This window comes from Gammaproteobacteria bacterium (assembly GCA_022450155.1).
Lineage (GTDB): Bacteria > Pseudomonadota > Gammaproteobacteria > Arenicellales > UBA868 > REDSEA-S09-B13.
This window is the reverse complement of the sequence record JAKUQR010000010.1, coordinates 58,257-83,935: the sequence shown is the minus strand read 5'-3', so window position 1 is coordinate 83,935 and position 25,679 is coordinate 58,257. Positions and strand designations below refer to the sequence as shown.

The following is a 25,679-nucleotide window of genomic DNA, read 5'->3' as shown; positions in this document are numbered from 1 at the left end:
CTAACACTGACCACAGCTGCGGCAAAAAGGAGAAAAGATCGATGGCACGGTATCTGAAGAAAGGCAAAGGTGCTGCCGAGGTTGCTGAGGGCGATGCAAAAGTCAGGGCCACGGTTGAAAGCATTCTGGCAGACATAGAATCGCGTGGCGACGATGCGGTTCGCGAACTGTCGGAAAAATTCGATTCCTGGAGTCCGCCGTCTTTTCGCCTGACCGAAAAAGACATTCAGAATGCGATAGACCAGGTACCGGCTCAGGACCTTGAGGATATCCAATTTGCCCAGGCCCAGGTCCGAAATTTCGCACAGAAACAGAAAGCGTGTCTGAATGATCTTGAGATCGAAACCCTGCCGGGTATAGTGCTGGGTCACCGCAATATTCCGGTGAGCAGCATCGGCTGTTATGTGCCTGGCGGCAAGTATCCGATGGTCGCCTCTGCTCACATGAGCATCGTGACGGCCAAGGTGGCCGGCGTAAAACACATCACGGCGACTGCGCCACCACACGAAGGTGGTCCACACCCTGCGATTGTCGCCGCCATGCACTACGGCGGTGCCGATGAGATTCTGGTGCTCGGCGGTATACAGGCGGTTGCAGCGATGGCGCTGGGCACCCAGACCATCTCTGCGGTCGACATGCTGGTCGGCCCGGGCAATATGTTCGTCGCCGAGGCCAAGCGGCAACTCTACGGTCGTGTCGGGATCGATCTGTTTGCCGGCCCGACCGAAACCCTGGTGATTGCGGATGACTCAGTCGATGCAGAGTTGTGTGCGATCGATCTGCTGGGGCAGGCCGAACACGGGCCGACGTCTCCGGCGGTGCTACTGACCGATTCTGAAAGTCTTGCCAAAGACACCCTAGACGAGGTAGCGCGTCAGCTCGAGATTCTGCCGACTGCTGATATAGCCGCAGAATCCTGGGCCAGCTACGGCCAGGTGATCGTATGTGAAACGGTCGACGAAATGGTCACTGAAGCCAATCGCCTGGCGTTTGAACACGTGCAGGTAATGACCCGAGATCCTGATTATTTTCTGGAGCACCTGACCAACTATGGTGCACTCTTTCTGGGGCCCAGGACAAACGTATCCTATGGAGACAAAGTAATCGGCACCAACCACACGCTGCCGACTAAAGGGGCTGCGCGCTACACCGGCGGGCTGTGGGTTGGCAAATTCATGAAGACCTGTACCTATCAGCGCGTACTCACGGATGCGGCCTCGACCATGATCGGAGAGTACTGTTCTCGACTGTGTGCGATCGAAGGCTTTGCCGGTCATGGTGAACAGGCCAATGTACGGGTGCGGCGCTACGGTAATCGCGATGTACCGTGGTATTCGGCGGTTGAGCGCTGACAGTTGATCATGGATCTACCGCGCACACCTTCGTTCAGGCTCGATGGTCGTAAAGCCCTGGTGACCGGCGCCGGACGCGGTATCGGCCTGGCGGCAGCGTCGGCGTTGGCCGACGCCGGCGCCGATGTCTGTCTGTTGGCCAGAACCGGTAGTGAGGTATCAGAAGCCGCTGGCGCAATCTGTGCCCGCGGTGATGCTGCAACTGCGATGGCGCTGGATGTTACGGACACCGCAGCAATGACACAGCTGATTTCAGAGCAGGGACCCTTCCAGGTGCTGGTCAACAATGCCGGTACCAACCGGCCGGCGCTGTGTATCGATTACACCGAGACCGATTACGACGACGTGATGGCACTGAATGTCAGATCAGTTTACTTCACCACCCGTGCCGTGGCCCGCGGTTTGGTTGCGGCAGACCTCGATGGCTCGATCATCAACATTTCATCGCAGATGGGACATGTGGGTGGGCCCGGACGAACCGTTTATTGCGCCAGCAAGCACGCCGTGGAAGGTTTTACCAAGGCGCTGGCCTGGGAACTGGGTGGGTCGGGAATACGGGTGAACACGTTGTGCCCGACATTTATTGAGACCCCAATGACAGAACCAATGCTCGAAGACAAAGCATTTAAGGACCAGGTGTTGTCTCAGATTGCATTGGGTCGGGTGGGTCAGGTCGAAGACCTGATGGGTGCGGTGGTTTATCTGGCATCGGATGCATCGCGCCTGGTGACCGGTTCCGCACTGATGGTCGACGGCGGCTGGACTGCTGTCTGAAGAATATGAATTCTATTGATTGGGAGGACTGACATGGCTCAAGAACGGGTTGCATACATCAACGGTGACTATCTGCCGGAAAGTGAAGTCAAGGTCTCGTTTCGGGATCGCGGCTTTGTGCTGGGCGACGCCATATTTGACACCGCGCGGACATTTGAGGGAAAGATCTTCAGGCTCGATGATCATATCAATCGTCTTTACCGGTCATTGAAGGCCGTGGGCATGGATCCCGGCCTGTCACCTGAGGAAATGACGCAAATCAGTCAGACGGTGGTTGAAAAAAATTTACCCTTACGCGGAGAGGGTGACGATTACTGGGTGTTTCAGCGGGTGACGCGCGGTGAAAAATCCATCGTCGGCGATGCGCAGCAGGGTAGCGGGGCAACGGTGATCGTTGAATGCACGCCCTTGCCTTTAAAAGCCCGTGCGCCGATGTTCCGGGACGGGATAGACGTGTTGACACCGGTTATTCGGCGGATACCGCCTGAATGCCTGAGCCCGAATATCAAGAACGTCAACTATATGAACCTGGTGCTGGCGGAAGACGAGGTCCGCAGAAACGCCGAACACCCGTGGGCTGTCTTGTTGGATACGAGGGGGTTTCTGTGTGAGGGTATCGGCAGCAATATCTTCCTGGTGCGTGACGGCACGCTGTTCACCCCGCGTCCTCAGTTTGTTCTGGAAGGGGTGAGTCGGCAGATCGTGATCGACCTGGCAGTTGAACTAGACATTTCGGTGTCAGAAGAAGATCTGACTACGTTTCAAGCAGAAACGGCCGACGAGGCGTTTATGACCTCGACCAGCCTGTGTCTGTGCCCTGCGCGCAGTTACAACGGTAAAACGCTGGGTGACGGTAAAGTCCCTGGGCCAGTTACCACCCAGCTGACAGCAGCATTTTCCAAACTGGTGGGTTACGATTTTGTGGGCCAGTACCTGCGGACACTGACTGCGACATGATGCTGTGAAGATTCATATTTTCGGTTAGTATTGATCTCGTTCGCTTGGCGAGGTTTTACGAGTGAATGGAAATTACATCTAAAAGGAGGCACAAAACATGAAAAAATATCTAGTGGTGTTGGCTCTGGGCCTGATGGGAATCGGGACTCAGGCGATGGCAGCGGAATGTCCGATCAAGATCGGTGGACTGGCGCCGCTGTCCGCGCCCGGTTCGGTAACTGGTGGTGAGGCAATGCGCGTCGCGATGCTGCTTGCCGAGCGCGACATCAATGCAGCTGGCGGTGTACTCGGCTGCGAGATTGACGTCGTCATCGCAGACACCGAGGGCCTGCCCGAGAAAGCCAGAGCGATGATGGAGAGACTAATCACCCAGGATGGGGTGGTCGCAATCGGTGGTGGGTATCACAGCTCGGTCGGTGTGGCAGGGAAGGATGTGGCCAACGATCGTGGTATTCCGGTGGTTTTTGCCGAGACCTGGAACGACACCATTACCGGTGACAAGCAGAAATATATTTTCCGGATTGCACCGCTCAGTTCCTGGGCCTCTGGCGTGATCTGGAAGTTTGGAGCCCAGGCGCCTGGCGTGAAGAAGGTCGTAATCGTCACGGAAAACACTGACTACGGAATTCCGGCGGCTGCGGAAGTTGAAAAAGGGATGGGTTCAAAGGGCATCAGCAGCGTCACCTTTGGGGTGGACATCGGTACCCAGGACTTTGCCGGGATCGTGGAGCGGGTGAAGGCTGAAAACCCGGACTACGTCATTGTGCTGCTGACCGGTGAGGCAGGCTATAACTACACTCAGCAAGCGGCGGATGCAGGTATTGGTCCTCAGGACATAATGTTCCACGCCAACCAGGCCGGGCTTGAGAGCAAGGCTTGGTGGGAGAACGTCCCCGATGGCAACCTGGCTTTCATGGCCCGAATTGGGGTGCCGGAAACCATGTATAACGAAAGTGCGCTCAAGATGGCAGCCGACTACAAGTCCCAGACCGGCAAGGATGGTGTAGAGAGTTATGCCCTGGAGGCCTACGACTCGATCGGTGTGATCGCGCAGGCCATCAACGAGGCAGGTTCAACTGACGGCGATGCCATCGTCGCGGCGTTGGAGAACATCAGCCACGAGGGCACGCTAGGTCGTATCTACTTTCCGTACGGTTCTAAGAAAGACCCAAGTGCGGATGGCAAGGGTGACGAATGGTGGCACCAGTGGCCGGATCCTGCCATCACGATGGTGCAGTACCAGAAAGAAGGCGAGCCGTCCAATACCATGACGATTGTCTATCCTGACGTGTATAAAACTGGCGAACCGATCTACGTCGGCCGATAGTTTCTACAGCAGTTCCATTTTTGTATGCAGTAATGGTGGCGGGACAGAATGATCTGTCCCGCCACTGTTTTTTTGTGTTGCGAATATGCTGAGCCGACACGGGTGAACTGAGCAGTTTTACAATGGAATATTCGGGCATTTTCTGGTCCGCCGTACTGTGGCTGATCGTTTGGGGTGTGATAGGGGGTGTAGCGACTCGCCGGGTCTATCTGCGCAAGGATCTGGACACGTCAAACGCTACTTTGGGCGGTTCGCTGGTTGGTGCGGCGTTGGGACCGATCGGGCTGGTGCCGCTGTGGTGGAAGGCGCCCGAAATCAGTCGCATTATGATCACACTGTCGTCGCTGATCGTGGTTGGCATCATCATGGTGGCCTTCGCCAATGCCGATCCGAGCAACAATTGCGTCTCGAACGGTTCGTTCGTCGCTTCCCAGATCACTAACGGGCTCATCATCGGCATCATCTACGGCCTGATGGCGTTGGGACTGACGCTGATCTTCTCGATCCTTGGCATTGTCAGCTTCTCTCACGGCGAGTTCTACATGATCGGCGGGATGCTGGTGTATTTCATCACCGTGGTCTGGTTCCCCGGGACGCACCCGCTGGTTGGTGTCCTCGGTGCCTGCATACTGACATTTGCCTTGGGCGCTGCTTTCGAGCGGATGTTTCTGACTCCGATGTATGACGGTCGTGTCGATCGGCCGGTGGAGTACGGTATCCTGATCACATTCGGCCTCGCTTTTACGCTGCAGTACCTGGTGCAGGCCCTGGTCGGTGCCAACCCGGTCAAGGTCAAGCGGTTCTTTGACTTTCCACGCATTCGCCTGCCAGATGCAGCGGACCCGTGGCTGATCAAGACCAGTCGAGGTAACATGGAACTGTTCGATACGGTCTCGATCTCCAACCCCCGCTTTGTGGCGGCGATAATTTCCATCATGGTACTGTTCGCGCTGCTTTATTTCCTGTATCGAACCTGGACCGGTAAAGCCCTGCGCGCGGTCAGCCAGGACCGGGAAGCGGCTGCGATTGCTGGTATTAATCCGCATCGTATGAATATGATCGCGTTCGCCATGGGCGGAATGATTGCCGCACTGTCAGGCGCGACGCTGGTGCAAGCGTTTTCCTGGTTGCCACAGGTGGGTATGATTCCTGCCTTGCGGTCGTTCGTTATCGTCGTGCTGGGCGGGTTGGGTTCGTTGCCAGGCGCCTTCATCGGCGGAATCATCGTAGGCCTCGTCGAAGCGGCAGGGACTGGCTGTGTGCCCAGTCCACAAAAAGCGACCTCCTATATTCCCGCCTACGGGATGATTGTGCTCATCCTAATGCTGCTGCTCAGGCCAACGGGCCTTTTCGGCAGACGTTTTGCTAGCGGGGCGCACGGAAAGTTTTGAAAAAGCAACACGTGCCCTCGGCGATTGGGCTCGCCATCGTGCTGTTCTTTACCGCCTTCCCGTTCTTCTACAGCGGTGGCGACTACGACTATATAATGCACATCTGCATCATCGGTTTCTTTTACGCCATACTGGCTTCCAGCTGGTCCATGCTTGCGGGCTACGCCGGGCAGTTTTCATTTGGCCACATGGCATTCACGGGTCTCGGCGCCTACACCACGGCGCTGTTCTGCCACTACATCTTTATTTCCCCCGAACCGACCGGACTGTGCACCGAATTTGCGTTCGGTGACAGTTACCTCATCATCAAGAACCCGATCGGGGTGACCTCGACCACACTGACCCAGGACTGTTTGTCGCAGGCGATGGACAACTGGAACGGGTCGGTCGAAGTCAAACCGATGCCGGTATGGCTGGGTGTGATATTGGGCAGCCTGGTTGGAGGCATATTCGGTCTATTGATCGGATTGTTGGTTCTGCGCCTGCGGGCGGCGTACCTTGCGCTTTTCACCCTCGGTTTTTCCGAGATTCTGCGTGCGACTATCAGCGCAGAGATTATGATCACCCGGGGCCAGGCCGGGATCGAGCTGCCCAGCTTGTTCGAAAACGGTATCACCATTTTCGGGTACGTTTTCACTAAGACGGACAAGATACCACCGTACTTCGTTATGTTTTTCCTCCTGCTGGGGTGCCTTGCGCTGATGACTTGGCTGTCACGGTCCCGCTTTGGCCTGTTTGTCCGTGCGCTCAGAGAAGACGAGGACGCTGCGGCAGCCCTCGGTGTGAACACTACGCGGTACAAGGTGCTGGTTTTTGTGATCACGTCGATGATGGCGGCGGCCGCAGGTGCTGTGCAGGCACACTACGTCACCATTATCACACCGAATAACCTGATGATCCTGCAGATGAGTCTGGTGGTTTCAATGGCCGTCATCGGTGGCGTGGAAAATTTCGTGGCCGCCGCCATTGGCGCGATCCTGATCGAGTTCACCCTGGAAATGTTGCGCACCAGTTTTAATATCGGCGGCGTGGAAATTGACATGACGATATGGCGACTCGTTTTCTTCGGCGCAGTGCTGATGCTGACGCTGCGCTTTTCCAGGAACGGGTTGCTACCACCGCTCATCGATTATTTCACGCGCAGCCACGTTGCGGGCGAGACGATAGCTCAACGAACTAAAGACGATGCCGATGCTGTACCAGCCCGGCCGGTGGGGGGTTCACGGTGATCGAGCTTTCTGTTACACGACTTAACAAGCGTTTTGGCGGAAACCAAGTGCTAAAGGACGTCTCTTTCGAGATCAAGGGGCCAGAGATGATCGGCCTGATCGGTCCCAACGGGGCCGGGAAAACCACCCTGACCAATGTCCTGGACGGTGCGGTCAAGCCCAACAGCGGTACGGTGTACCTGAACGGTACCCGTATCGACCAGCTGGCACCGTTTCAAGTGGCGAATGTCGGACTTGGACGCACTTTCCAGATCACGCGGTCATTCCGCAGGATGACGGTGCTCGAAAACCTCTACGTGCCCGCACTGGCGCTGGGCAAGAGTCAGCGAACCGTCGAGATCCACGAGCGAGCCATGGAAGTGCTGGAGTTTCTGACCCTAGGCCATCTTCGAAACGAATACGCCCGTGCGCTCTCTGGCGGTCAACAGAAACTACTGGAGCTGGGACGACTGCTGATGCTGGATCCCAACATCATCATCCTGGATGAGCCGTTTGCGGGGGTACATCCCCGGCTGTTGGAGATCATTTATGGGTACATTCGCCGGGTCAACGAGAATGGTACCGCGATCATCATCATCAGTCATCAGATGGATTCTATATTTTCTCTCTGTAGGCGCCTGCTGGTGCTGAACTACGGCGACCTGATTGCGGATGATACGCCGGAGAAGGTGAAGGTCGATCCGGTCGTGATCGAGGCGTATCTCGGAGCCGAGGAAGATCACACAGGTACAGGGCAGTCAACCAAGATACAGACGGATACCAACCATGGCTGAGCACAGCGAAGAAGTGGTACTCGAAACCCGTAACCTGTATGTCGGGTACTACAAGGACCTGAACATTCTTCAGGACCTCAATATCAAGGCCCGCAAGAACCAGATCACTGCCATACTCGGCGCGAACGGAGTCGGTAAGTCCACTGCTCTGAGGGCGGTATTCGGTTTCCTACGCCCGAACGAAGGAGAGATCCTGCTGCAGGGTGAAAGCATCGTCGACGTACCCACACACAAGAGAATACTCAAAGGGCTGGCCTACATTCCGCAGCAACCGGGCGTCTTCAAGGACATGTCGGTCGAGGAAAACCTGCAACTCGGCGGTTGGACTTTCAAGCGTGACAGAAAGCAGATCCAGGAGAAGATCGAGGCGAACTACGAGCGCTTTCCGGTACTGAAGGAGAAGCGGAAACAAATCACAGGAGAGCTGTCCGGCGGACAGCAGCGTATGGTCGAGATCAGTCGCACCCTGATGGCGGAGCCCAAGATGCTGTTGGTGGATGAACCGACCGCGGGGTTGTCGAAGATGCTTTCGGAGGAAGTTTACGAGATGCTGACGGTCCTCACCGAACAGGATGACCTGACTATTCTGCTGGTCGACCAGGAAATTCGTTACGCCCTTCAAATCGCCGACTATGTCTACGTGCTGGAGCTCGGGCGTAACAAGTTCGAGGGCCCCGCGTCCGACTTCGACGATCTAGAAAAAGCTTTTTGGGTCGCCTGATACAGTTTATAGCGAAGAGCAAAATACCGGGTCCTGGCTGTCGCTGATGCGTCTATCGACTGCTCAGAACTTGCAGCTGTTGAAGTAGATGACTAATTTCGGGTCTCCAGATCGACATCAGATTCAAAATCCCGACCGAAGGTATCGTTGCCGTCTGTCCAATTAGCGTATTCACTCTGGAAGGTCGCGCGTATTTCGTCCATTGGTGGTTCGACGTAGTGACCACGGTCGTTGATATACTCCATGTGCCGGTTACCTTCGAGGTCGAACGGGTGATAGATCGAATCTTCGACCCCGTTGAAGTCGAGCGGCTTGAGTTTGAATTTTTCACACAGCTCAATGTTGAATGCCGGTGTCGTTTTGACCCATTTGCCGCCAACGTATATCGAGGTATAACCATGCCAGTAGAAGACATCGCTTTGCATGCGCTGTCTTAGCTTTTCAGTAGACAGGTGATTTCTGACGTCGGCGTATCCAAGGCTCGCAGGAATGCCAACGGATCGGTAGGCAGCAGCCAGCAGGATAGCTTTGGACACACACCAGCCGTGCCCGGTTTCCAGGGTACGGGCGGCGCAAAGGCCCTGGGTTGAAAGGTCTATCTGGTAAGGGTCGTATCGGATCTGGTCGCGCACGGCATAGAACAAACGCCGGATCTGCTCAATCGGATCAGTTTCCGATCCGATCGCCCGGCGTGTGAAAGCGATTACGGCATCATCCTCACTCTGCACCGTGGATCCGGGCCGGAGGTATTGGGCAATGTCTGCTGACATGGTTTTCATAAACCGTGTTGAGTCGAGGGCGCCAAGTATAGGGCGTATGGGTTCACGATCGCGCCTCACCGCGCGCGGGTTCGTGGTTTGAACAGGTAAAAGGAGGCCAGTCCCGCCATGGCGGTCAGCAGGTTGGCGAGTACAAAGGCCATAAAAACGCCGGCCAGTCCATAGTGGCGGGACAACAGCCAGGTCAACGGGATCAGCAGAACAAACAAGCGTACCAGTGTCAGGCTTGCACCCAGAAAAGGTCGGCCCGTTGCCATGTGGATGCTTGAAATCATGAAGACAAGGGCAAACCCAGCCCAGGACCACGGTACGATCTTGAGAAAGGTTGTTGCTGTTTCCTGCACAAGGCCACCGCTGATGAAAATGCCGGCCAGTGGTGCTGCAGACAGGTACACCGGTATGGCGACGACCAGCGAGATAACGACACCAGTCGAGAGCGTGAATTTCCGGGCGGTTAGGAGACGCTCACTATTTCCGGCGCCATAGTTCTGAGCCATGACCGGAAAGCTGCCCACTGCAAGCGCAAAAACCCCCAGCAGTGCACACACTTCGATCCGCATGGCGGTCGTTAGACCGGCGACCGCCGCGTCACCGAATCCGGCCACCACTGCCGTGACCAGCCCCGTGGCCAGTGGTGTGATCGCATTGGTGGTCGCACTGGGCAGCCCAATCTGGCCGATATGTCGGAGCGATTCAACCAGGCCTTGCCAGGTGGGCCTGGACCAGGAAATTAGGCGTTCGCGGTAGTGCAGAATTCCAAGAGCAATAAACACCGAGACAACCCGGGCGAGCAATGTGGCCCAGGCAGCGCCCTTGAGCCCCAGTGCCGGTATGGGTCCGGCACCGAATATCAGTAACGGGTCAAGGGCAGCATTGAGTACCGCCACGATCACCATGATGATCGCCGGCCAGCGCGTGTCACCGGCTGCGCGGAGCATGCCGTTTGAGACCATCGGTATGACCAGCACCAGCGCACTGGGATAAAAAACGCTCATGAAACTCTTGGCCTGCGCCAGCGTTGTGCCCGTGGCGCCGATCGCTGTGAAAACCAGATCCATGGTCAGTAGGCCGACGGCCGCGACAATTGCCATCAACACGACAGAAACGATCAGGCTGTCGCGGGCGAAATTTCGGGCACCGTCGGTGCTGCCGGCGCCGATCTGTTGGGCCATCACGGCAGTGGCGGCTGTCGACAGGCCCAGGCTGATACTGAAAATAACGTGCACTGCTGGAAAACAAAAACCCAGTGCCGCCAGTTCCAGCGTGCCCAGGCGTGCAACCCAGAATGCATCAGCAAGATCGACAGCGAAAATGGCAAGCAGGCCGATAATCATCGGCCCAGTCAACCGCAGAACGTGGCGGTTGAGACTACCCTGCGTCAGATCGCGACGCGAGGGCTGATTGCGTTGTGCTGTCGTCGCCAACGGTTCGCCGTGCTTTCTGCATGCTGTTTGCCGTCTGGCTGCGGGTAATTTGTTTGACTGTGTAGTTAGAACGATGCTTCCGGAAAGTCCATGATGCTGCCGGAACCGGCCATGATGGATGAAAACAGTGCACCGGTCTGCGGCAGGATTTTGTCCATGAAGAACTTTGCGGTGGCTACTTTGGCAGCGTAGAAATCCGCTTCATCATCGGTCTGGTGATCGAGGCCGATCTTTGCCATGCGGGCCCAGAGGTAGGCAAAAGCAACCAGACCAAACAGCCTGAGGTAGTCGGTCGAGGCGGCACCGGCTTCGTCGGGGTTCTTCAGACCGCTCTGCGCGATCTGTCCGGTTGCGATCTGCAGTCGGCCGAAGGCCTTGGCGAGCGGCAGTACAAACGGGTGCATTGCCGGCTGCGTGGTGTTGTCATCGATCCAGGCCTGTACAGGGTGAAAAAAACGGCGCAGGTAGCGACCCATATGGACGGGTAATTTCCGTCCGACAAGATCCAGTGCCTGGATGCCGTTGGCCCCTTCGTAGATCTGGGCGATGCGGGCATCTCGGGCATACTGTTCGACGCCATTATCACGAATATAGCCGTGACCACCGTAGACCTGGATACACAGGTTGGCGATCTCGAAGCCACCGTCCGAGAAATAGGCTTTGACGATGGGTGTCAGCAGTTGAACCATATCATCCGCAGCCTGGCGGGCATCAGCATCGGTTGCCCGATCACGCAGGTCGATGTGTCGGGCGATCCACACCGCCATGGCCCGCGCGCCTTCTGTAAACGCACGCATGGTCAGCAGCATCCGCCGCACATCCGGATGTACGATAATCGGATCTGCAGGTTTGTCTTCATGCTGGGTGCCGCTGATCGATCGGCCCTGCAACCGCTCACGGGCATACTCGACGGCCGACTGGCGCGCGATTTCAGCAAGTCCCAGACCCTGCATTCCGACGCCCAACCGGGCGTCGTTCATCATGGCAAACATCGCCTGCATGCCCTTGTGAGGCTCACCGACGAGCCAGCCCTTGGCACCATCAAAGTTCATCACGCAGGTTGCGGAGGCCTTGATACCCATCTTGTTTTCGATTGATGCGCAGGTGAGAGTATTGCGTTGACCGGGCGCTTCGTTTTCATCCGGCAGAAACTTCGGCACCAGAAAAAGACTGATGCCTTTGATCCCCGCCGGCGCATCCGGAAGTCTGGCCAACACCAGGTGAATAATGTTGGATGAGAGGTCGTGTTCACCGGCACTGATGAAGATCTTGGTGCCTCTCAGGGCATAGTTGCCATCGTCGTCATGTTCTGCCCGTGTACGAATCAGGCCGAGATCCGTGCCGCATTGCGGTTCGGTCAGACACATGGTACCGGTCCACTCGCCGCTTGCAAGCCGGGGCAGATAAAGTGCTTTCAATTCGTCACAGCCAAACATGTTTATTGCACGGTAGGCGCCCCGGGTGAGGCCGGCGTAGGTGCCGAATGCCATATTGGAAGAACACATCATTTCTTCAACCAGAACATTGAGTGCACCGGGCATACCCTGGCCGCCGTGTTCGGGAGAACAAGCCAGTCCGTTCCAGCCGCCTTCGGTGTATTTTGCATAGGCTTCCTTGAAACCGGCCGGGGTCGTGACCTCACCGTTATCCCATCGACAACCTTCCTCATCACCGGTTCGGTTCAGTGGAAACAGCTCGTTCTGGCAGAGCTTGGCCGCTTCTTCCAGAATGGCATCAACCAGGTCCGGCGTTGCATCTTCATAACCCGGCAGGGCAGTAATCTTGCTGGATTCAAACAATTCGTTGTAAATGAAGCGCATGTCACGCAAGGGTGCGGTGTAGCTGGCCATGTTTTGGTTTCCAGAGAAGTTTTTTGGTACGACGTTTATTCAGTTGCGAAGTGGTTTGCCCGTTTCCAGCATGTGCTCAATGCGGTCCAGGGTAGGCGATTTTTTGAGCAGCTCGACAATGGTGCGCCGTTCAAGCGACAGCAGATGATCTTCGGTGATCGTTTCGGTGATATCTGTTTTGCCGCCCGAGAGTACCCAGGCCAGTGCCTTGCCGACGACGACATCGTGATCGGTCGCTTTACCGGCCCGCCGGAAGTCATCGAGCACCAGGGTCATTGCTGTTGCGGCGGTGGGACCCGGCAGCGCGTATTCGGTGGGTTCCGGCGGTACATAGTCGTCGGCGAGCTGCAGAGCTATTGCTTTGGCGTCAGCCAGCAACCGGTCCCGGTTCATAGTGATACCGTCCCCATCGCGCAAAAACAGAAAATCTCGGGCCTCGTCGGCAGATCGTGCGACTGTGGCTGTGCCGATGGTTTCGAATACCCGGGTTACGGCCGGCATCGGCCCCTGAGGACCTTTGGGATTGTGATGCCAGCGTGCCAGCATTTCCTTGCAGCCGCCCCAGGCCGGGACCAGACCGACGCCGACCTCGACCAGGCCCATGTAGGTCTCCGCGTGCGCTTGTACCGCATCACAATGGAGCAGAATTTCCAGGCCGCCGGCGAGTGCCATGCCGGATGGTGCACCGACCACGGGGAAGGGGGCGTACTTGAGTGCTTTGTAGGCGTCCTGGCCGGCTTTAACCGATTTCGTGATCTCGGGCCAGCCCGCAATATTGGCTGCGAACAGGGCAAGGCCGATATTGGCACCGACCGAAAAGTTGGCGGCCTCGCTGTGGATAATCAGCGCCTTGTGATTCTCTGCAGGGATCACCTGCAATGCTTTTTCGACCATGGACATGATGCCCGGATCGATGCTGTTCATTTTGGTGTGAAACTCGAGACAGACAACCCCATCCCCGATATCCCACAGACTAGCAGAACCGTTTCCCGCGATGCGCGTGGTCGTGCGCTTGATATCCTGCAGCAGAAGTACGCCATCTGGCCTGACCACGTTGTGATAGGTGTCATCGGTTCCAAAATACTGCAGCACACCCTGTTTTGTCCGATAGAACGTACCGTCTCCGACCTGGTCCAGCAGTTGTGGCACGGCCATACCGGATTCACGCAGCTGTGCGGCGAACCAGGCTGGGCCGAGCTGGTCGATCATCTCGAATGGTCCCCATTTCCAGGCATAGCCGTTTCGCATGGCCTCGTCGACCGCGTACACATCGTCGGCGATCTCGGGCACCAGCGAAGTGGCGTAGCTCAATGTGTGGGCGAGTACACGCCAGGCGTACCGGCCTCCTTTGTCCGGGTGCTCCACCAGGGCGCGCAGGCCTTTGCGACCGGCGCCTATACTCTCAAGGCTCGCTTTCCGTGCTGTCCGATATTCGCCTGTTTGCAGGTCCAGAGACTCCTTGATTCTTTTTCCGTTCGTACGGTTGAGGCGGTAAAAACCACCTTTACCTTTGCGGCCGGTATAACCCTCACGGATCATGCGCGCTATCAGTTCAGATTCCTGGTGCAGGTCTCTGAACATATCCTGTGCGGGCAGCGACGACAGCATCGAGGACGATACATGCGGCTGCAGGTCAATACCCACCAGGTCCATCAGGCCGAACACGCCCGTTTTAGGTATACCCATGGGCCTGCCCACAATGGCATCTGCTTCTTCAACCGATAACTGATCCTCAAAGGCGAATCGGATCGCACTTGTGGTCCAGAGAATGCCGATCCGATTGGCGATGAATCCGGGTGTGTCCTTACACAGCACAACGCTCTTGCCCAGTGCCCGGTCGCCAAAGACCTGAAGCGATGTGATCGCATCTGCCCGGGTGTGCGTGCCGGCCACCACTTCCAGCAGCCGCAGATACCGTGGCGGGTTAAAAAAATGAGTGATCGCAAAGTCACGGGCAAAATCTTCAGGTAATCCGTTCACCAGTTTTGCCAGTGGAATCGTGGACGTGTTCGAACTGACGATCGAACCGTGCTTGCGAGCGGTGTCAACGCGTCTGTAGAGATCCTGCTTGATCTCAAGGTTCTCGATAACTGCTTCGATTATAAGGTCGCACTGCGCCAGCAAACTCATATCATCGTCGAGGTTGCCGGTCTGAATACGGCGGGCATTTCGCTTGTGCATCAGTGGTGCCGGGTCAGCTTTAAGCATGTTGTGCACAGCTGTTTCGGCCAGCACGCTGCGATTGGACGCACCGTCGGGGACCACGTCGAGCAGAATGACCGGTATGCCGGCGTTGGCGACGTGGGCTGCGATACCAGCGCCCATGACACCGGCACCGATCACAGCGACCTTGTCTATATCGATCATACTCCGACAGTTTCCATCACAGTGGCGATCCCCTGGCCACCACCAATACACTGAGTTGACAGCGCGTAGCGGCCACCTTCGCGCTTGAGAATCTGTGCAGCTTTGCCGGTAATCCGCGCACCGGTTGCACCAAGTGGGTGACCAATGGCGATTGCACCGCCGTCGATATTGACTTTGTCGATATCGAGGTTCAGGTCACGAACAGATGCGATCGACTGGGTGGCGAAAGCTTCGTTGATCTCCACCACGTCAATGGCGTCTGCGCTCAATTCGGCTCGGGCCAGTGCCTTTCGTGAAGCAAAAATCGGGCCGAGTCCCATCGTTTCAGGTTTACAGCCTGACACGGCGATGCTCTTGATTCGAGCGATGGACTCAAGCCCGTTTTCCTGGGCGTAGGCCTCTGAGCAAACCAGTGTTGCCGCTGCGCCATCGGTCAGTGGTGAGGAGGTGGCGGCCGTCACGGTACCGTTCTCGTCGAAAGCCAGCTTCAGGCCCGCCAGGTCTTGCGCTGAGGTGCCGGGTCGCAGGCAGCCATCAGTATCGATGGTTAGCCCGTTCATCTGAATGGGTACGATCTCCTGTTCCAGCCTGCCCAGCGATTGGGCGTCCGCGGCTTTCTGCTGGCTCAGGACAGCAAACTGCTCCTGTTCCTCGCGACTGATGTTGTATTCTTTGCCGACGTTTTCGGCTGTTTCACCCATCGATATATAAGCCGCGGGGTTGGTTTCCAGCAGTGCCGGATTGGGCATCGGATTGAACCCGCCCATGGTGACGCGGCTCATGGACTCGACGCCCGCACAGATAAAGACCTCACCGGCGTTCATCTGAATCGCACCGGCCGCGTTGTGAATGGACTGCATGGAAGAACCGCAGAACCGGTTGATCGTGGTACCGGCAACGCTGATAGGCAGGCCTGCCATCAGCACCACCAGGCGGGCCATATTGAATCCCTGCTCACCTTCGGGAAATGCACACCCGAGAATCAGATCTTCGATGTCGTCGACGTTGACGCCGGTTCTGTCTATGAGTCCCCGAACAACCTGTGCTGCCAGATCGTCCGGCCGGACCTTAGCCAGCAGGCCCTTGTGGGCAAAGTGGAATGGTGAGCGGGCATAGCCGGCAATGACAACGTTTTTCATTGGATCGTCTCCTGTTTAGTCTCTGGATAACACAGCGCAGGGCACAGTAGAAAAACCGGTTTGCCTGTGTTGCATCTTAAGCGTTCAGTCTGCACCTGCTCGGGTTTGATCATGAGTCCGGTTCAGTGTATCGAGTGTCTGCAGCCGGATATCTTCCAACTCGGTGACCAGCGCGGCAAGATCAGATTTCTGATGCTCAAGCGCTTTTAGTCGCTGGTTGACTTTCCCAGCGGCATCGCGAGCTGTTCGCTCTGGCTGGGGTCGGCATCATGCAGATGCATGTACTCGCGGATCTCGGCCAGACTGAAACCCAGCCGCTTGCCGCGCAAAGTTATTTGCAGGTGGCCGTGGTCGTAGTAGTTATATACTCGTATCGTGCCGGCTCGACGAGGGGACATCAGCCCTTTGGATTCGTAACAACGGATGGCCCGTGGTGTGATGCCAAGTAGATTAGCCAGTTCCGTAACACTGTAGATGCTATCGGCATCACGTTCAGCGAGTGCGGTTTCCATTAACTGTCAGCCTGCGGTTGCTGGGCCTGTTCCTCGGCCACAAGTTCCTTCTTGGACAGTTTGCCGATGATCGTTTTGGGCAGTTCATCTCTGAACTCGATGTGTGAGGGCATCTCGATCTTGGAGAGCTTGTCCTCCAGAAACTGCTTCAGATCTGCTTCGGTAAGCGATCCACCGGGCTTGAGCTTAACGAAGGCTTTGGGGCTCTCGCCGCGGTATTCGTCCTTGATGCCGATGACAGTGACCTCCGAAACCGCAGAGTGCAGGTAGATTGCTTCCTCAACCATGCGCGGGTAGACGTTATAACCACTGCACAGTATCAGGTCCTTGAGACGGTCGACCAGAAAGAAGTGGCCCTCTTCATCCATATAACCGACATCGCCGGTCCGTAGCCAGCCATCGCGCAGGGTGTCCGTGGTTTCTTCTGCTTGATTGAGATAGCCTTTCATGATCTGCGGGCCTTTGATCCACACTTCACCGCGCTCCCCAACGGGCATGAGGTCATGCGGGGCTTCGAGGTCGTGTATGGTGATATCTGTTCCAGGCACCGGCAGGCCGATCGAGTTCTCCTTATTTATGCCAGTCAGTGCGTTACAGGTGGCAACGGGCGAGGATTCGCTCAATCCATATCCTTCAACCAGCTTACAGCCGGTGATTTGTTCAAACTGACGCTTGACTTCCAGCGGCAGGGGCGCACCACCGGACATGCAGTAGCGGATCGATGACAGATCATACTTGGCCAGGTCCGGGGCCTGGTTGATGGCCGTGTAAATGGTTGGTACGGCCGGGAACAGCGTGGCCTTTTTTGCGCTCAGGGTCTTGAGGGTCTGTTCCAGTTCGTAGCGGGGCAGCAGAATCATCTCAGCGCCCGACGCCACGGCGAAGTTCATCACGGCGGTCATTGCGAACACATGGAAAAGAGGCAGTACGCCGACAATTTTTTCTTCACCGGGTCTGAGACCCGGGAACCACGAGAGCACTTGTGAGATGTTGGCGGACAGATTGGCCTGCGTCAGCATCGCACCCTTGGACCGTCCGGTGGTGCCGCCGGTGTACTGCAGTACAGCGATGTCCTGCTCGATATCGATCTCGACGGATTCGGGTTGTCCGTCGTTGTTGATCAGATCTTCAAACCGCACGGTCGTTTCGCCGTCAGTGACCGCTGCGATTTCTTTGCGTTTGACGACACCGAATAAAAGACCCTTCAGTGGTGGCAGGATGGGAGACATCCGGCAGACAACGATCTGTTGCAGGCTTTCGGTCTGGCTGAGCATCGCGGCGACTTTGGGGTAAAGCAGCTTAAGGTCCATCGTCACCATAATCTCTGTCTCACTGTCAGAGATCTGGAATGCGAGCTCACGCTCAACATACAGGGGGTTGTAGTTGACCACGGTGGCACCGGCCCGAAGTGCGCCAAAATAGCAGATGACCGAATACGGGGTATTGGGCAGGCACAGGCCGACCCGGCTGCCTTTCGTGACACCCATGTCCTGGAAACCCTTGGCAGCCTGTCGAATTTGTGCCGCCAGCTGTGCGTAGGTGGTTTTACGGCCCAGAAAGTCAATCGCTGGCCGGTCAGCGAACCGGATTTCTGCGTCATCGATGTACTCATTGAGTGACCGACGGGTCAGTGGTGTCGACCAGTCGATTCCTTCGGGGTAATGGTGCAGCCACGGTTGTGAATGGGTATCACTAGTTGTCATGGGTTCTTCCCTGGAATGTATTGTCTTTTACGTTTACGGAATCGAGTTTACGTTTACGTCATACCGTGAGCAAGTGATCAGAGTGATCCCGGAGCCGGTGGCTATGCTCTGGCCGGGTGGGTCTGTAGCCGGCTAATGAACGGGTCTGACAGTGTTCGGCAGGACGCGTCGTATATTGTCCGATAGCAGTTCAAGACCAGCCTGCCGATTAAGAGAAAGTCTCGTAATCGATACGTAACCACTCCAATCGGGCATATTACTGCGGGTATCTGACATCGCATGGTCTGTTGACTAGATGGGCGTTGCATAAAACGATATCCAACTTGTCAAAGTTGGCAACGTTAGAGAATTCAGCGTAGTAGAAATGGAAAAAAACGTCGAGAAAACTCACTCCCCTTCGTGGACGCATATCGAACTTTCTGTATCGCGTCCTCCCCTGACAACAGGGCAACGTTTCAGGCCATTAGGGAATTCGGTGGAATGGCCGCAGTTGTCGGGCGCGCTATTTTACCTCGAAGCTGATCGGAATATAAAATTCATCCGTAGTTTATGTACCGGATGGTATACACAAACGGTGGTTTTACGCTGTTGTCACTAGGGCCCCAATAGGCGTCGCAGACATCCGGCAACTGTGCCAGACGTACCCTAGCTGCCAGGATGCGAGATGAGCTGATCGAGAAGCACGGCAGTGCCGCAGAAGCCTGCAAGGCTCTAGGCATCTACAGCCTCAGCTCCAATCCGTCCACCACCTCACACGCCGTCATCCGACCCGATTACCACGCCTACACCCAGCCCCGCTATAAGAACCTGCCTTCTCCGTACAAGGGCAACCTGCGCACCCGTCTTAAGTACGCCAAGAACCCCGTAGACTGGGACGGGACGCCAGGTCTTCCACCGGAAGAAGTAGGATCGTTGGATCACCGGCAGGACCGGCTTAACCACAATCTTCTCCCCGTTTCTCAGCCGTCGTGATCGACCACTTGCGCTGGTGACATCAACTCGATCTCAAAGCGCAGAACCAACCCGAACGTAGGCTGAGGTACCCTTGACAGTCCGAACGTTGCGTTGACAGCATCACTGACCGTAGCTTAGGGTCGCTCGCAAACCTGCGAACCGAGATTAGGCGAGGTCGAAGCGATCGAGATTCATGACCTTGTCCCACGCAGCCACGAAGTCACGCACGAACTTCTGCTCGGCGTCGTTACTCCCGTAGACCTCAGCGATCGCCCGGAGCTCAGAGTTCGAACCGAAGACGAGGTCGACGCGGCTGCCGTTCCACTTGAGTTCGCCCGTCCCGCGATCGCGGCCCTCGAATACCTCCTCGGTGTCCGAGGTCGCCTTCCATTCCGTCGCCATGTCGAGCAGGTTCACGAAGAAGTCGTTGGTCAGCGTCTCGGGTCGGTCGGTGAAGACCCCGAACTCGGACTGCCCGGCGTTCGCGTTCAGGACGCGCATGCCGCCGAGGAGGGCCGTCATCTCGGGGGCGGACAGCGTCAGCATGAACGCCTTGTCAACCAGCTGGTGCTCCGACGAATGCTCGTGGCCGTTCTGCAGGTAGTTGCGGAACCCGTCGGCGATCGGCTCGAGCACGGCGAACGACTCGGCGTCGGTCATCTCCTGCGTGGCGTCGGTGCGCCCCGGCGTGAAGGGGACCTGCACGCCGTGCCCGGCTTTCTTTGCAGCCGCCTCGACGGCTGCGCAGCCGCCCAGCACGATCAGGTCGGCCAACGAGACAATCTTCCCGCCCGTCTGCGAGCCGTTGAACTCCCGCTGGATCTCCTCCAGGGTCTCCAGCACGTTCGACACGCCGGACGTCACGTTGACGTCCCACTCCGTCTGCGGCGCGAGGCGCATGCGCGCCCCGTTCGCGCCACCGCGCTTGTCGGTGTCACGGTAGGTCGAGGCCGACGCCCAGGCGGTCGAGACCAGCTGGGAGATGGACAGGCTGGAGTCGAGGATCTTGCCCTTGAGCGCGGCGGCGTCCGCGTCGTCGATCAGTTGGTGCGTGACCTCGGGCACCGGGTCCTGAAACGGTAGCGTCTCCTCGGGAACCCACGGGCCGAGGTACCGGGCGACGGGTCCCATGTCACGGTGCAGCAGCTTGTACCACGCCCGGGCGAAGGCGTCGGCGAGCTCGTCCGGGTTCTCATGGAAGCGCTTCGAGATCTTCTTGTAGTCCGGATCGGTGATCAGCGAGACGTCGGTCACCAACATCATCGGGGCGGTCCGCTTCGACGGGTCGTGCGCCTCCGCCACGGCCTCCTGCGCCTCGGGGTTCTTAGGGGCGAACTGGTGCGCACCGGCAGGGCTCTTGGTCAGCTCCCACTCGTAGTTGAACAGGTTCTCGAAGTAGCCGTTGTCCCACTGGGTTGGATCGTTGGTCCAGGCGCCCTCGAGCCCGCTGCTGATCGTATCGCCGGCTATGCCGCTGCCATGGCTGCTCTTCCAGCCAAGGCCTTGGTCCTCGATGCTGGCACCCTCGGGTTCGGGACCTTTGTAATCTTCCTCGGCGGCACCATGGGCTTTGCCGAACGTGTGTCCGCCGGCGATAAGCGCAACCGTTTCCTCGTCGTTCATCGCCATGCGGCGGAACGTCTCTCGAATGTCCTTTGCTGCAGCAAGCGGATCCGGGTTACCGTTTGGCCCCTGCGGATTGACGTAGATCAGGCCCATCTGAACGGCGCCGAGCGGATTCGCCAGCTCGCGGTCGCCGCTGTAGCGCTCGTCGTCGAGCCACACCCGCTCGGGGCCCCAGTAGATGTCCTCCTCGGGCGCCCAGATGTCCTCGCGGCCGCCGCCGAAGCCGAAGGTCTTGAAGCCCATCGTTTCCAGGGCGCGGTTCCCGGTGAAGATCAGAAGGTCGGCCCACGAGATCTTGCGGCCATACTTCTGCTTGATCGGCCAGAGCAGCCGGCGCGCCTTGTCGAGGCTCACGTTGTCGGGCCAGCTGTTGAGGGGGGCAAAGCGCTGGTTGCCGCTGCCGCCGCCGCCACGGCCGTCCTCGATGCGGTACGTGCCCGCGGCGTGCCACGTCATCCGGATGAAGAACGGTCCGTAGTGGCCATAGTCGGCCGGCCACCAGTCCTGCGACTGGGTCATCAGCGCATCGACGTCCTTCGCCAGGGCTTCGAAGTCGAGGCTCTTGAACTCCGCGGCGTAGTCGAACGCCTCGCCGTTGGGATCGGCCTGGGGGTGGTTCTGGCGGAGGATCCCGAGGTTCAACTGGTTCGGCCACCAGTGTTGGTTCGCTGTGCCGCCAACGGCCTGGTGAGGGCTGCTCATCACTGGGCACTTGCTTGCGCTATCCACGTTTTGGTCAGTCATAATTGCACCTTTTTATGTAATTCGAGATTTCCCAGTTGAACGTCTCGTCAGCCGAGCCTTGCCGCAGATTCTCCCACTTTCGCCTGCCATTGCAATGTTATCATGTTACTTCGTAGTGACGGGATAAGATAAGGGACCCTGGGTACTCTGAGCGACTCGGAGAGAGGCGGGCCACGGTATTGGGCCTGGGCCAACACTAGGCGCAAGCCGCCTTGGCCAGGCGACCAGGGGGCGAAGGAACACACCGTCCACGACTATCCCGTGTCGCACGACGGCGTGAGCCGGGCAATCTGTGCGAGAATCTGCTCGAACAGCGCCTTCGGCACCGCCACCTCCGCCATCTGGAAAGTCACGTACCGGGCGTGCCGGACCACTACGGCAGTGATTGCCCGATCGCAGGTCAGCACCTTGCGAACGGTGTCGGTGATGGAACCCAGGCTGTCCACCCTATAGCTCTGTTGCGCAAGGCTTACGGTATATAAACAGGTTTGGGTTGTGGACAAACTGACACGAGCGAGTCTTATGACTCTGGAACAGTACGCGAATGACCGCGAGGATTTTCGTGCACGGGTAATGGCGCACAAGAATAATCGGCGCGTGGCCGTCGGTCCCAACGTGACCCTCTATTTTGAAGACGCTCTGACCATGCAGTACCAGATCCAGGAGATGCTGCGACTGGAACGCATCTGTGAGGCGGACAAGATCCAGCAAGAACTCGATGCCTATAACCCTTTGATTCCTGATGGCAGTAACCTCAAGGCAACCATGATGATCGAATTTCCCGACGTCGAGGAGCGGCGCACGGCATTGCAGCGGTTGATCGGGATCGAAACAGCCTTGTGGCTTGCGGTCGGGGATCTGAGTCGCGTTACACCAATCGCGAACGAGGATCTCGTTCGGGAGACTGCCGACAAAACCTCATCGGTGCATTTTGTTCGATTCGAACTCACCGGGCAGATGATCGGTGCGCTAGGATCCGAGGAAACACTCATCATCGGGATTGATCATCCGGCTTACGGCTATGACGTACAGGTTTCATCTAGCACGCGGACAGCACTTGTCCGCGATCTGCAAAGCTGACCTTTACCGAGCTGTCCACCAGGGTCTAAATTCGGACCTCTACGGTGTTGGAGAGGCAGTGTCAGGTTCTACATGTTATGTTTAGATGCATTAATGCGGGCTACAGTGGATCGCTTGAATTGATGTCTTTAATGCATGACTCACAATATTGAACCTTTAGTCTGTATTGCCGCCAGCCTGGTGGAAGTGGCCAACGGCCGCTATGCCGCGCACGGTACCGGCCAGGCGGTTGTGCGGTCAGTCTCACAATTTGCGAAGTGCGAGCCTTTTCTGTTGCCTGGCATCAAGGATCACTATGATTCAGACCGCCTAGCCGAGCGCATTGACGGGCTGGTTTTGCCGGGTGGCCGTGCCAATGTCGAACCACACCATTTTGCAGGAGACCCTTTTCCCGACGATGAGCCCATAGATCCGGGCCGGGACGACACCATATTGCAGCTGGTCAGAAGCTGCATCGACAAAGGCGTACCGATTTTCGGTATGTGCCGGGGGATTCAGGAGATGAATGTTGCGATGGGGGGGTCCTTGTACTACCGGGTCCATCTGGTCGAGGGGAAAGACGATCACCGTATGCCGCGCAACAAAGACATCACGATTGAGGAAGTTTTCCAGCTGCGCCATCAGGTAAGGTTGAGTGGTAGCCTGGCCCGGATCGCCGGCGAGTCTGATATTCGAGTCAATTCACTGCATGGACAGGGAATCGATCGGCTGGCTGACGTGTTTGCGGTTGAAGCTGAGTCCGAAGATGGCCTGATTGAAGGGATACGTCTGAAGGACGATGCCACTTTCACCGTGGGTGTACAGTGGCATGCGGAATGGGAACCCAATAACCATACGCTGTCGCGCCGACTGTTCGAAGCCTTTGGTGACGCGACTCGTGCACGGGCGCGTATTCGTGAGTCGTCGGTAAATCGGATACCGGCCTGAGCGACACTGGTAGAGATTCGGGTGAGGTCACGGCAAGAACAGTTAACAGCGGCGTACCATGATCCTAAGCTTTATGAACAGGAGAATGATGTCCTGTTTGCCCGTACCTGGGTCAATACCGGAAGCGCCAGCCGGATGGCCGGTCGGGGCGATGCGATTCCCGTGACGGTGGCTGGTCTTCCGTTGATTCTGCTGCGGGATGAAGACGGGAGTATTCGAGGATTCCACAATGTCTGTCGTCATCGTGGTGCGCGAGTGCTGCGAGCACCGTGCCAGGGGAAAATACTTCTGCATTGCAAATATCACGGCTGGGCCTATGGGATGGACGGGGCGTTACGCGGCACGCCACACTGGAAGACCGGCGATCGCAGCGCACCGGCTGAATTTGACCCACAGCACTATGGCCTGGAACCCGTCCGCGTTGCGGTCTGGCTGGACCAGGTATTCGTGAACATTGACGGCAAAGCACCTGAGTTCGAAGATTTTGTGGCGCCGCTGATCTCGCGCTGGGAAAACTATGATTTATCCCGTTTCGGTTTAGGCGAGCAGCGAACCCTGACAGTGGATGCCAACTGGAAGTTTGTGATCGAGAATTTCCTGGATACTTATCACTTGCCCATGGTCCACCCGCAGCTCGGCGATGTTGCCGCAGCTCGGCGTTTTACAGACGTCAACATCGATGACACGGTTTTCGGCATCTGCTACACCACCGGCGCGGCGGACAAGCCAAAATCATCGGGTCAGCACTTGCGTCAATTTGACCGGTTATCCGATGCCCAAAAGATCTCCCAGGATATCCTTGCGTTGTACCCGAATACCTTGATCGAACTGCAGCCACGCCACATGATGCTGGTTGCGGTAGAGCCTGATGGTCCGGCTCGCTGTACCGAGCACCTAAACTTCTATTTTATTGATCAAGATGCAACCGATCCGAAACTGGTCGATGAGCGCCAACGCACGGCCGAGGCCTGGTGCGAGATTATGAATCAGGATATTGAAGTGCTTGCGGACCTACAGGCTGCGGCCCATTCACCAACAGCATCCCGTACCGCAGACATGTCGCCGGTATGGGAGCAGGGTACGGCTGCATTCCGGTCAAGGGTCGCTAGAGCGCTGTTCGATCAGGCATGAATCGCGTTCTCCTCACTGGAGGAAGTGGGCGTCTGGGCCGTTATGTGCACACGGCGCTTGTGGCCCAGGGTTTTGATGTACGCAACTTCGACAAGGTGGGTTGGGGGAGCGACATTGATCAGGTTCAGGCGGATATCCTGGATCGTACCAGTTTGCAGGCCGCGATGGTCGATCGAGATATGGTGATCCATCTGGCGGCGCTCGACGCAGCAGTGCCAGCGACGGAGCAAGCGTTTTTTGAGATCAATGTGCAAGGCACCTGGAATGTGCTGGAAACGGCCGAGGAGACCGGTGTTCAGCGTGTGGTTTTGTGCTCCAGCGTTGCTGCCCTGGGAATCGGTGACGACACCCCACCGGACTATCTACCGATTGATGAAAATCATCCGTGTCGTCCACGGCAGGCTTATGGTTTGAGCAAACAGGTGGCTGAGACCGTGGGACGCTGTTTTGCCCGTCGAGGCCGTATCGAGGTAGTGTGCCTGAGACCGGCGTTTGTCGTTTTTCCAGATGTGGTGATCGCAACCGCCCGGGCGCTGGCAGGGCAGGACGGTGTCGAGTGGCTCTGTGATCTGCCCCAGGATAACCATGCGCTGAACGAGCCATTGACGGCGACTCGCTCGTTTATAGCGCCGGAGGATGCTGCAGACGGTTTTGTTGCCGCAGTAAGGGCTGACCTGTCATCATCCTGGCAGTTGTACTTTGCTGTTGCACCATGGTCCATGAGTCCCCTACCCACGTTGGAGCGGGCACAGGCGATGGGCATTCCGGCCAGCATCGTGCGGGATCCAGATCGTTATCGTGCTGAACCCAATGCGTCGATGTTCAGTACCGCTCTGGCCGAACGGGAACTCGGCTGGTGTGCTCGGTTACAGTTTGACTCTTTGTTAGAGGACGCCTTTAAAGGATACGATGCTTAACG

The 25,679-nt window shown here is 57.1% G+C and carries 21 protein-coding genes and 1 pseudogene; 13 read left to right on the top strand and 9 right to left on the bottom strand.

What is annotated here, in order from left to right; genetic code table 11:
* Window positions 1-41: 41 nt before the first annotated feature.
* The 8 genes from hisD (at window position 42) to MK323_07620 (ending at window position 8,524) form a co-directional block, all read left to right on the top strand.
* Window positions 42-1,352: a histidinol dehydrogenase gene (gene hisD, locus MK323_07655; GenBank protein ID MCH2482036.1), complete on the top strand. Its 1,311-nt coding sequence runs from the start codon at window positions 42-44 to the stop codon at window positions 1,350-1,352.
* Between the two features lie 9 nt (window positions 1,353-1,361).
* Window positions 1,362-2,126 (top strand): glucose 1-dehydrogenase, encoded by a 765-nt coding sequence (locus tag MK323_07650; GenBank protein MCH2482035.1) that lies wholly within the window; start codon window positions 1,362-1,364, stop codon window positions 2,124-2,126.
* Window positions 2,127-2,159: 33 nt separating this feature from the next.
* Entirely contained in the window at window positions 2,160-3,083 is a 924-nt protein-coding gene (locus tag MK323_07645; protein MCH2482034.1) for an aminotransferase class IV, read from the top strand.
* A gap of 97 nt (window positions 3,084-3,180) precedes the next feature.
* Window positions 3,181-4,410 (top strand): ABC transporter substrate-binding protein, encoded by a 1,230-nt coding sequence (locus MK323_07640; protein MCH2482033.1) that lies wholly within the window; start codon window positions 3,181-3,183, stop codon window positions 4,408-4,410.
* Between the two features lie 122 nt (window positions 4,411-4,532).
* The gene (locus tag MK323_07635) at window positions 4,533-5,801 is read left to right on the top strand and encodes a branched-chain amino acid ABC transporter permease (protein ID MCH2482032.1); all 1,269 of its coding nucleotides are present in this window, start codon (window positions 4,533-4,535) and stop codon (window positions 5,799-5,801) included.
* Window positions 5,798-7,030: a branched-chain amino acid ABC transporter permease gene (locus tag MK323_07630; GenBank protein ID MCH2482031.1), complete on the top strand. Its 1,233-nt coding sequence runs from the start codon at window positions 5,798-5,800 to the stop codon at window positions 7,028-7,030. The genes MK323_07635 and MK323_07630 overlap by 4 nt, the downstream gene beginning before the upstream one ends.
* Window positions 7,027-7,803 carry an ABC transporter ATP-binding protein gene (locus MK323_07625; GenBank protein ID MCH2482030.1) on the top strand — a complete coding sequence of 259 codons (777 nt, stop codon included), beginning with the start codon at window positions 7,027-7,029 and terminating at the stop codon, window positions 7,801-7,803. The genes MK323_07630 and MK323_07625 overlap by 4 nt, the downstream gene beginning before the upstream one ends.
* A complete protein-coding gene (locus MK323_07620) occupies window positions 7,796-8,524 on the top strand; it encodes an ABC transporter ATP-binding protein (protein MCH2482029.1) in 729 nt (242 codons plus the stop codon). The genes MK323_07625 and MK323_07620 overlap by 8 nt, the downstream gene beginning before the upstream one ends.
* Window positions 8,525-8,616: 92 nt before the next feature.
* On the opposite strand, the gene MK323_07615 is transcribed toward MK323_07620, so the two are convergent.
* The 9 genes and pseudogenes from MK323_07615 to katG all read right to left on the bottom strand — a co-directional run bounded on the left by MK323_07615 (window position 8,617) and on the right by katG (window position 21,580).
* Window positions 8,617-9,303: a transglutaminase-like domain-containing protein gene (locus tag MK323_07615; protein MCH2482028.1), complete on the bottom strand. Its 687-nt coding sequence runs from the start codon at window positions 9,301-9,303 to the stop codon at window positions 8,617-8,619.
* Between the two features lie 56 nt (window positions 9,304-9,359).
* Complete coding sequence (locus MK323_07610) at window positions 9,360-10,727, bottom strand: MATE family efflux transporter (GenBank protein ID MCH2482027.1); 1,368 nt, start codon at window positions 10,725-10,727, stop codon at window positions 9,360-9,362.
* A 65-nt stretch (window positions 10,728-10,792) separates the two neighbouring features.
* Window positions 10,793-12,577: an acyl-CoA dehydrogenase C-terminal domain-containing protein gene (locus MK323_07605; GenBank protein ID MCH2482026.1), complete on the bottom strand. Its 1,785-nt coding sequence runs from the start codon at window positions 12,575-12,577 to the stop codon at window positions 10,793-10,795.
* A gap of 39 nt (window positions 12,578-12,616) precedes the next feature.
* A complete protein-coding gene (locus MK323_07600; GenBank protein MCH2482025.1) occupies window positions 12,617-14,944 on the bottom strand; it encodes a 3-hydroxyacyl-CoA dehydrogenase NAD-binding domain-containing protein in 2,328 nt (775 codons plus the stop codon).
* On the bottom strand, window positions 14,941-16,083 hold the full coding sequence (locus tag MK323_07595) for a thiolase family protein (GenBank protein ID MCH2482024.1): 1,143 nt from the start codon (window positions 16,081-16,083) through the stop codon (window positions 14,941-14,943). The genes MK323_07600 and MK323_07595 overlap by 4 nt, the downstream gene beginning before the upstream one ends.
* An 84-nt stretch (window positions 16,084-16,167) precedes the next feature.
* Window positions 16,168-16,595: pseudogene (locus MK323_07590) on the bottom strand (MerR family DNA-binding transcriptional regulator).
* A complete protein-coding gene (locus MK323_07585) occupies window positions 16,595-18,298 on the bottom strand; it encodes a long-chain fatty acid--CoA ligase (GenBank protein ID MCH2482023.1) in 1,704 nt (567 codons plus the stop codon). Before MK323_07585 ends, MK323_07590 begins: the two are co-directional and overlap by 1 nt.
* Before the next feature lie 750 nt (window positions 18,299-19,048).
* Window positions 19,049-19,240, bottom strand: a complete 192-nt coding sequence (locus tag MK323_07580; GenBank protein ID MCH2482022.1) for a hypothetical protein — start codon at window positions 19,238-19,240, stop codon at window positions 19,049-19,051.
* Window positions 19,241-19,417: 177 nt separating this feature from the next.
* Window positions 19,418-21,580, bottom strand: coding sequence for a catalase/peroxidase HPI (gene katG, locus MK323_07575; GenBank protein MCH2482021.1), 2,163 nt, complete (start codon window positions 21,578-21,580; stop codon window positions 19,418-19,420).
* Between the two features lie 254 nt (window positions 21,581-21,834).
* On the opposite strand from katG, the gene MK323_07570 reads away from it, so the two are divergent.
* The 5 genes from MK323_07570 to MK323_07550 all read left to right on the top strand — a co-directional run bounded on the left by MK323_07570 (window position 21,835) and on the right by MK323_07550 (window position 25,677).
* Window positions 21,835-22,104, top strand: a complete 270-nt coding sequence (locus MK323_07570; protein MCH2482020.1) for a hypothetical protein — start codon at window positions 21,835-21,837, stop codon at window positions 22,102-22,104.
* A 40-nt stretch (window positions 22,105-22,144) separates the two neighbouring features.
* Complete coding sequence (locus MK323_07565) at window positions 22,145-22,702, top strand: DUF3501 family protein (GenBank protein ID MCH2482019.1); 558 nt, start codon at window positions 22,145-22,147, stop codon at window positions 22,700-22,702.
* Between the two features lie 135 nt (window positions 22,703-22,837).
* The gene (locus MK323_07560) at window positions 22,838-23,629 is read left to right on the top strand and encodes a gamma-glutamyl-gamma-aminobutyrate hydrolase family protein (protein MCH2482018.1); all 792 of its coding nucleotides are present in this window, start codon (window positions 22,838-22,840) and stop codon (window positions 23,627-23,629) included.
* A 21-nt stretch (window positions 23,630-23,650) separates the two neighbouring features.
* Window positions 23,651-24,760, top strand: a complete 1,110-nt coding sequence (locus MK323_07555; protein MCH2482017.1) for an aromatic ring-hydroxylating dioxygenase subunit alpha — start codon at window positions 23,651-23,653, stop codon at window positions 24,758-24,760.
* Window positions 24,757-25,677 carry an NAD(P)-dependent oxidoreductase gene (locus MK323_07550; protein ID MCH2482016.1) on the top strand — a complete coding sequence of 307 codons (921 nt, stop codon included), beginning with the start codon at window positions 24,757-24,759 and terminating at the stop codon, window positions 25,675-25,677. Before MK323_07555 ends, MK323_07550 begins: the two co-directional genes overlap by 4 nt.
* Window positions 25,678-25,679: the final 2 nt, after the last annotated feature.

What these genes read in the sequence shown, in the direction of transcription:
- hisD (MCH2482036.1), top strand. Translation starts at nt 42, where the DNA reads ATGGCACGGTATCTGAAGAAAGGCAAAGGTGCTGCCGAGGTTGCTGAG.
- MK323_07650 (MCH2482035.1), top strand. Translation starts at nt 1,362, where the DNA reads ATGGATCTACCGCGCACACCTTCGTTCAGGCTCGATGGTCGTAAAGCC.
- MK323_07645 (MCH2482034.1), top strand. Translation starts at nt 2,160, where the DNA reads ATGGCTCAAGAACGGGTTGCATACATCAACGGTGACTATCTGCCGGAA.
- MK323_07640 (MCH2482033.1), top strand. Translation starts at nt 3,181, where the DNA reads ATGAAAAAATATCTAGTGGTGTTGGCTCTGGGCCTGATGGGAATCGGG.
- MK323_07635 (MCH2482032.1), top strand. Translation starts at nt 4,533, where the DNA reads ATGGAATATTCGGGCATTTTCTGGTCCGCCGTACTGTGGCTGATCGTT.
- MK323_07620 (MCH2482029.1), top strand. Translation starts at nt 7,796, where the DNA reads ATGGCTGAGCACAGCGAAGAAGTGGTACTCGAAACCCGTAACCTGTAT.
- MK323_07615 (MCH2482028.1), bottom strand. Translation starts at nt 9,303, where the DNA reads ATGAAAACCATGTCAGCAGACATTGCCCAATACCTCCGGCCCGGATCC.
- MK323_07605 (MCH2482026.1), bottom strand. Translation starts at nt 12,577, where the DNA reads ATGGCCAGCTACACCGCACCCTTGCGTGACATGCGCTTCATTTACAAC.
- MK323_07600 (MCH2482025.1), bottom strand. Translation starts at nt 14,944, where the DNA reads ATGATCGATATAGACAAGGTCGCTGTGATCGGTGCCGGTGTCATGGGC.
- MK323_07595 (MCH2482024.1), bottom strand. Translation starts at nt 16,083, where the DNA reads ATGAAAAACGTTGTCATTGCCGGCTATGCCCGCTCACCATTCCACTTT.
- MK323_07585 (MCH2482023.1), bottom strand. Translation starts at nt 18,298, where the DNA reads ATGACAACTAGTGATACCCATTCACAACCGTGGCTGCACCATTACCCC.
- katG (MCH2482021.1), bottom strand. Translation starts at nt 21,580, where the DNA reads ATGAGCAGCCCTCACCAGGCCGTTGGCGGCACAGCGAACCAACACTGG.
- MK323_07565 (MCH2482019.1), top strand. Translation starts at nt 22,145, where the DNA reads ATGACTCTGGAACAGTACGCGAATGACCGCGAGGATTTTCGTGCACGG.
- MK323_07560 (MCH2482018.1), top strand. Translation starts at nt 22,838, where the DNA reads ATGACTCACAATATTGAACCTTTAGTCTGTATTGCCGCCAGCCTGGTG.
- MK323_07550 (MCH2482016.1), top strand. Translation starts at nt 24,757, where the DNA reads ATGAATCGCGTTCTCCTCACTGGAGGAAGTGGGCGTCTGGGCCGTTAT.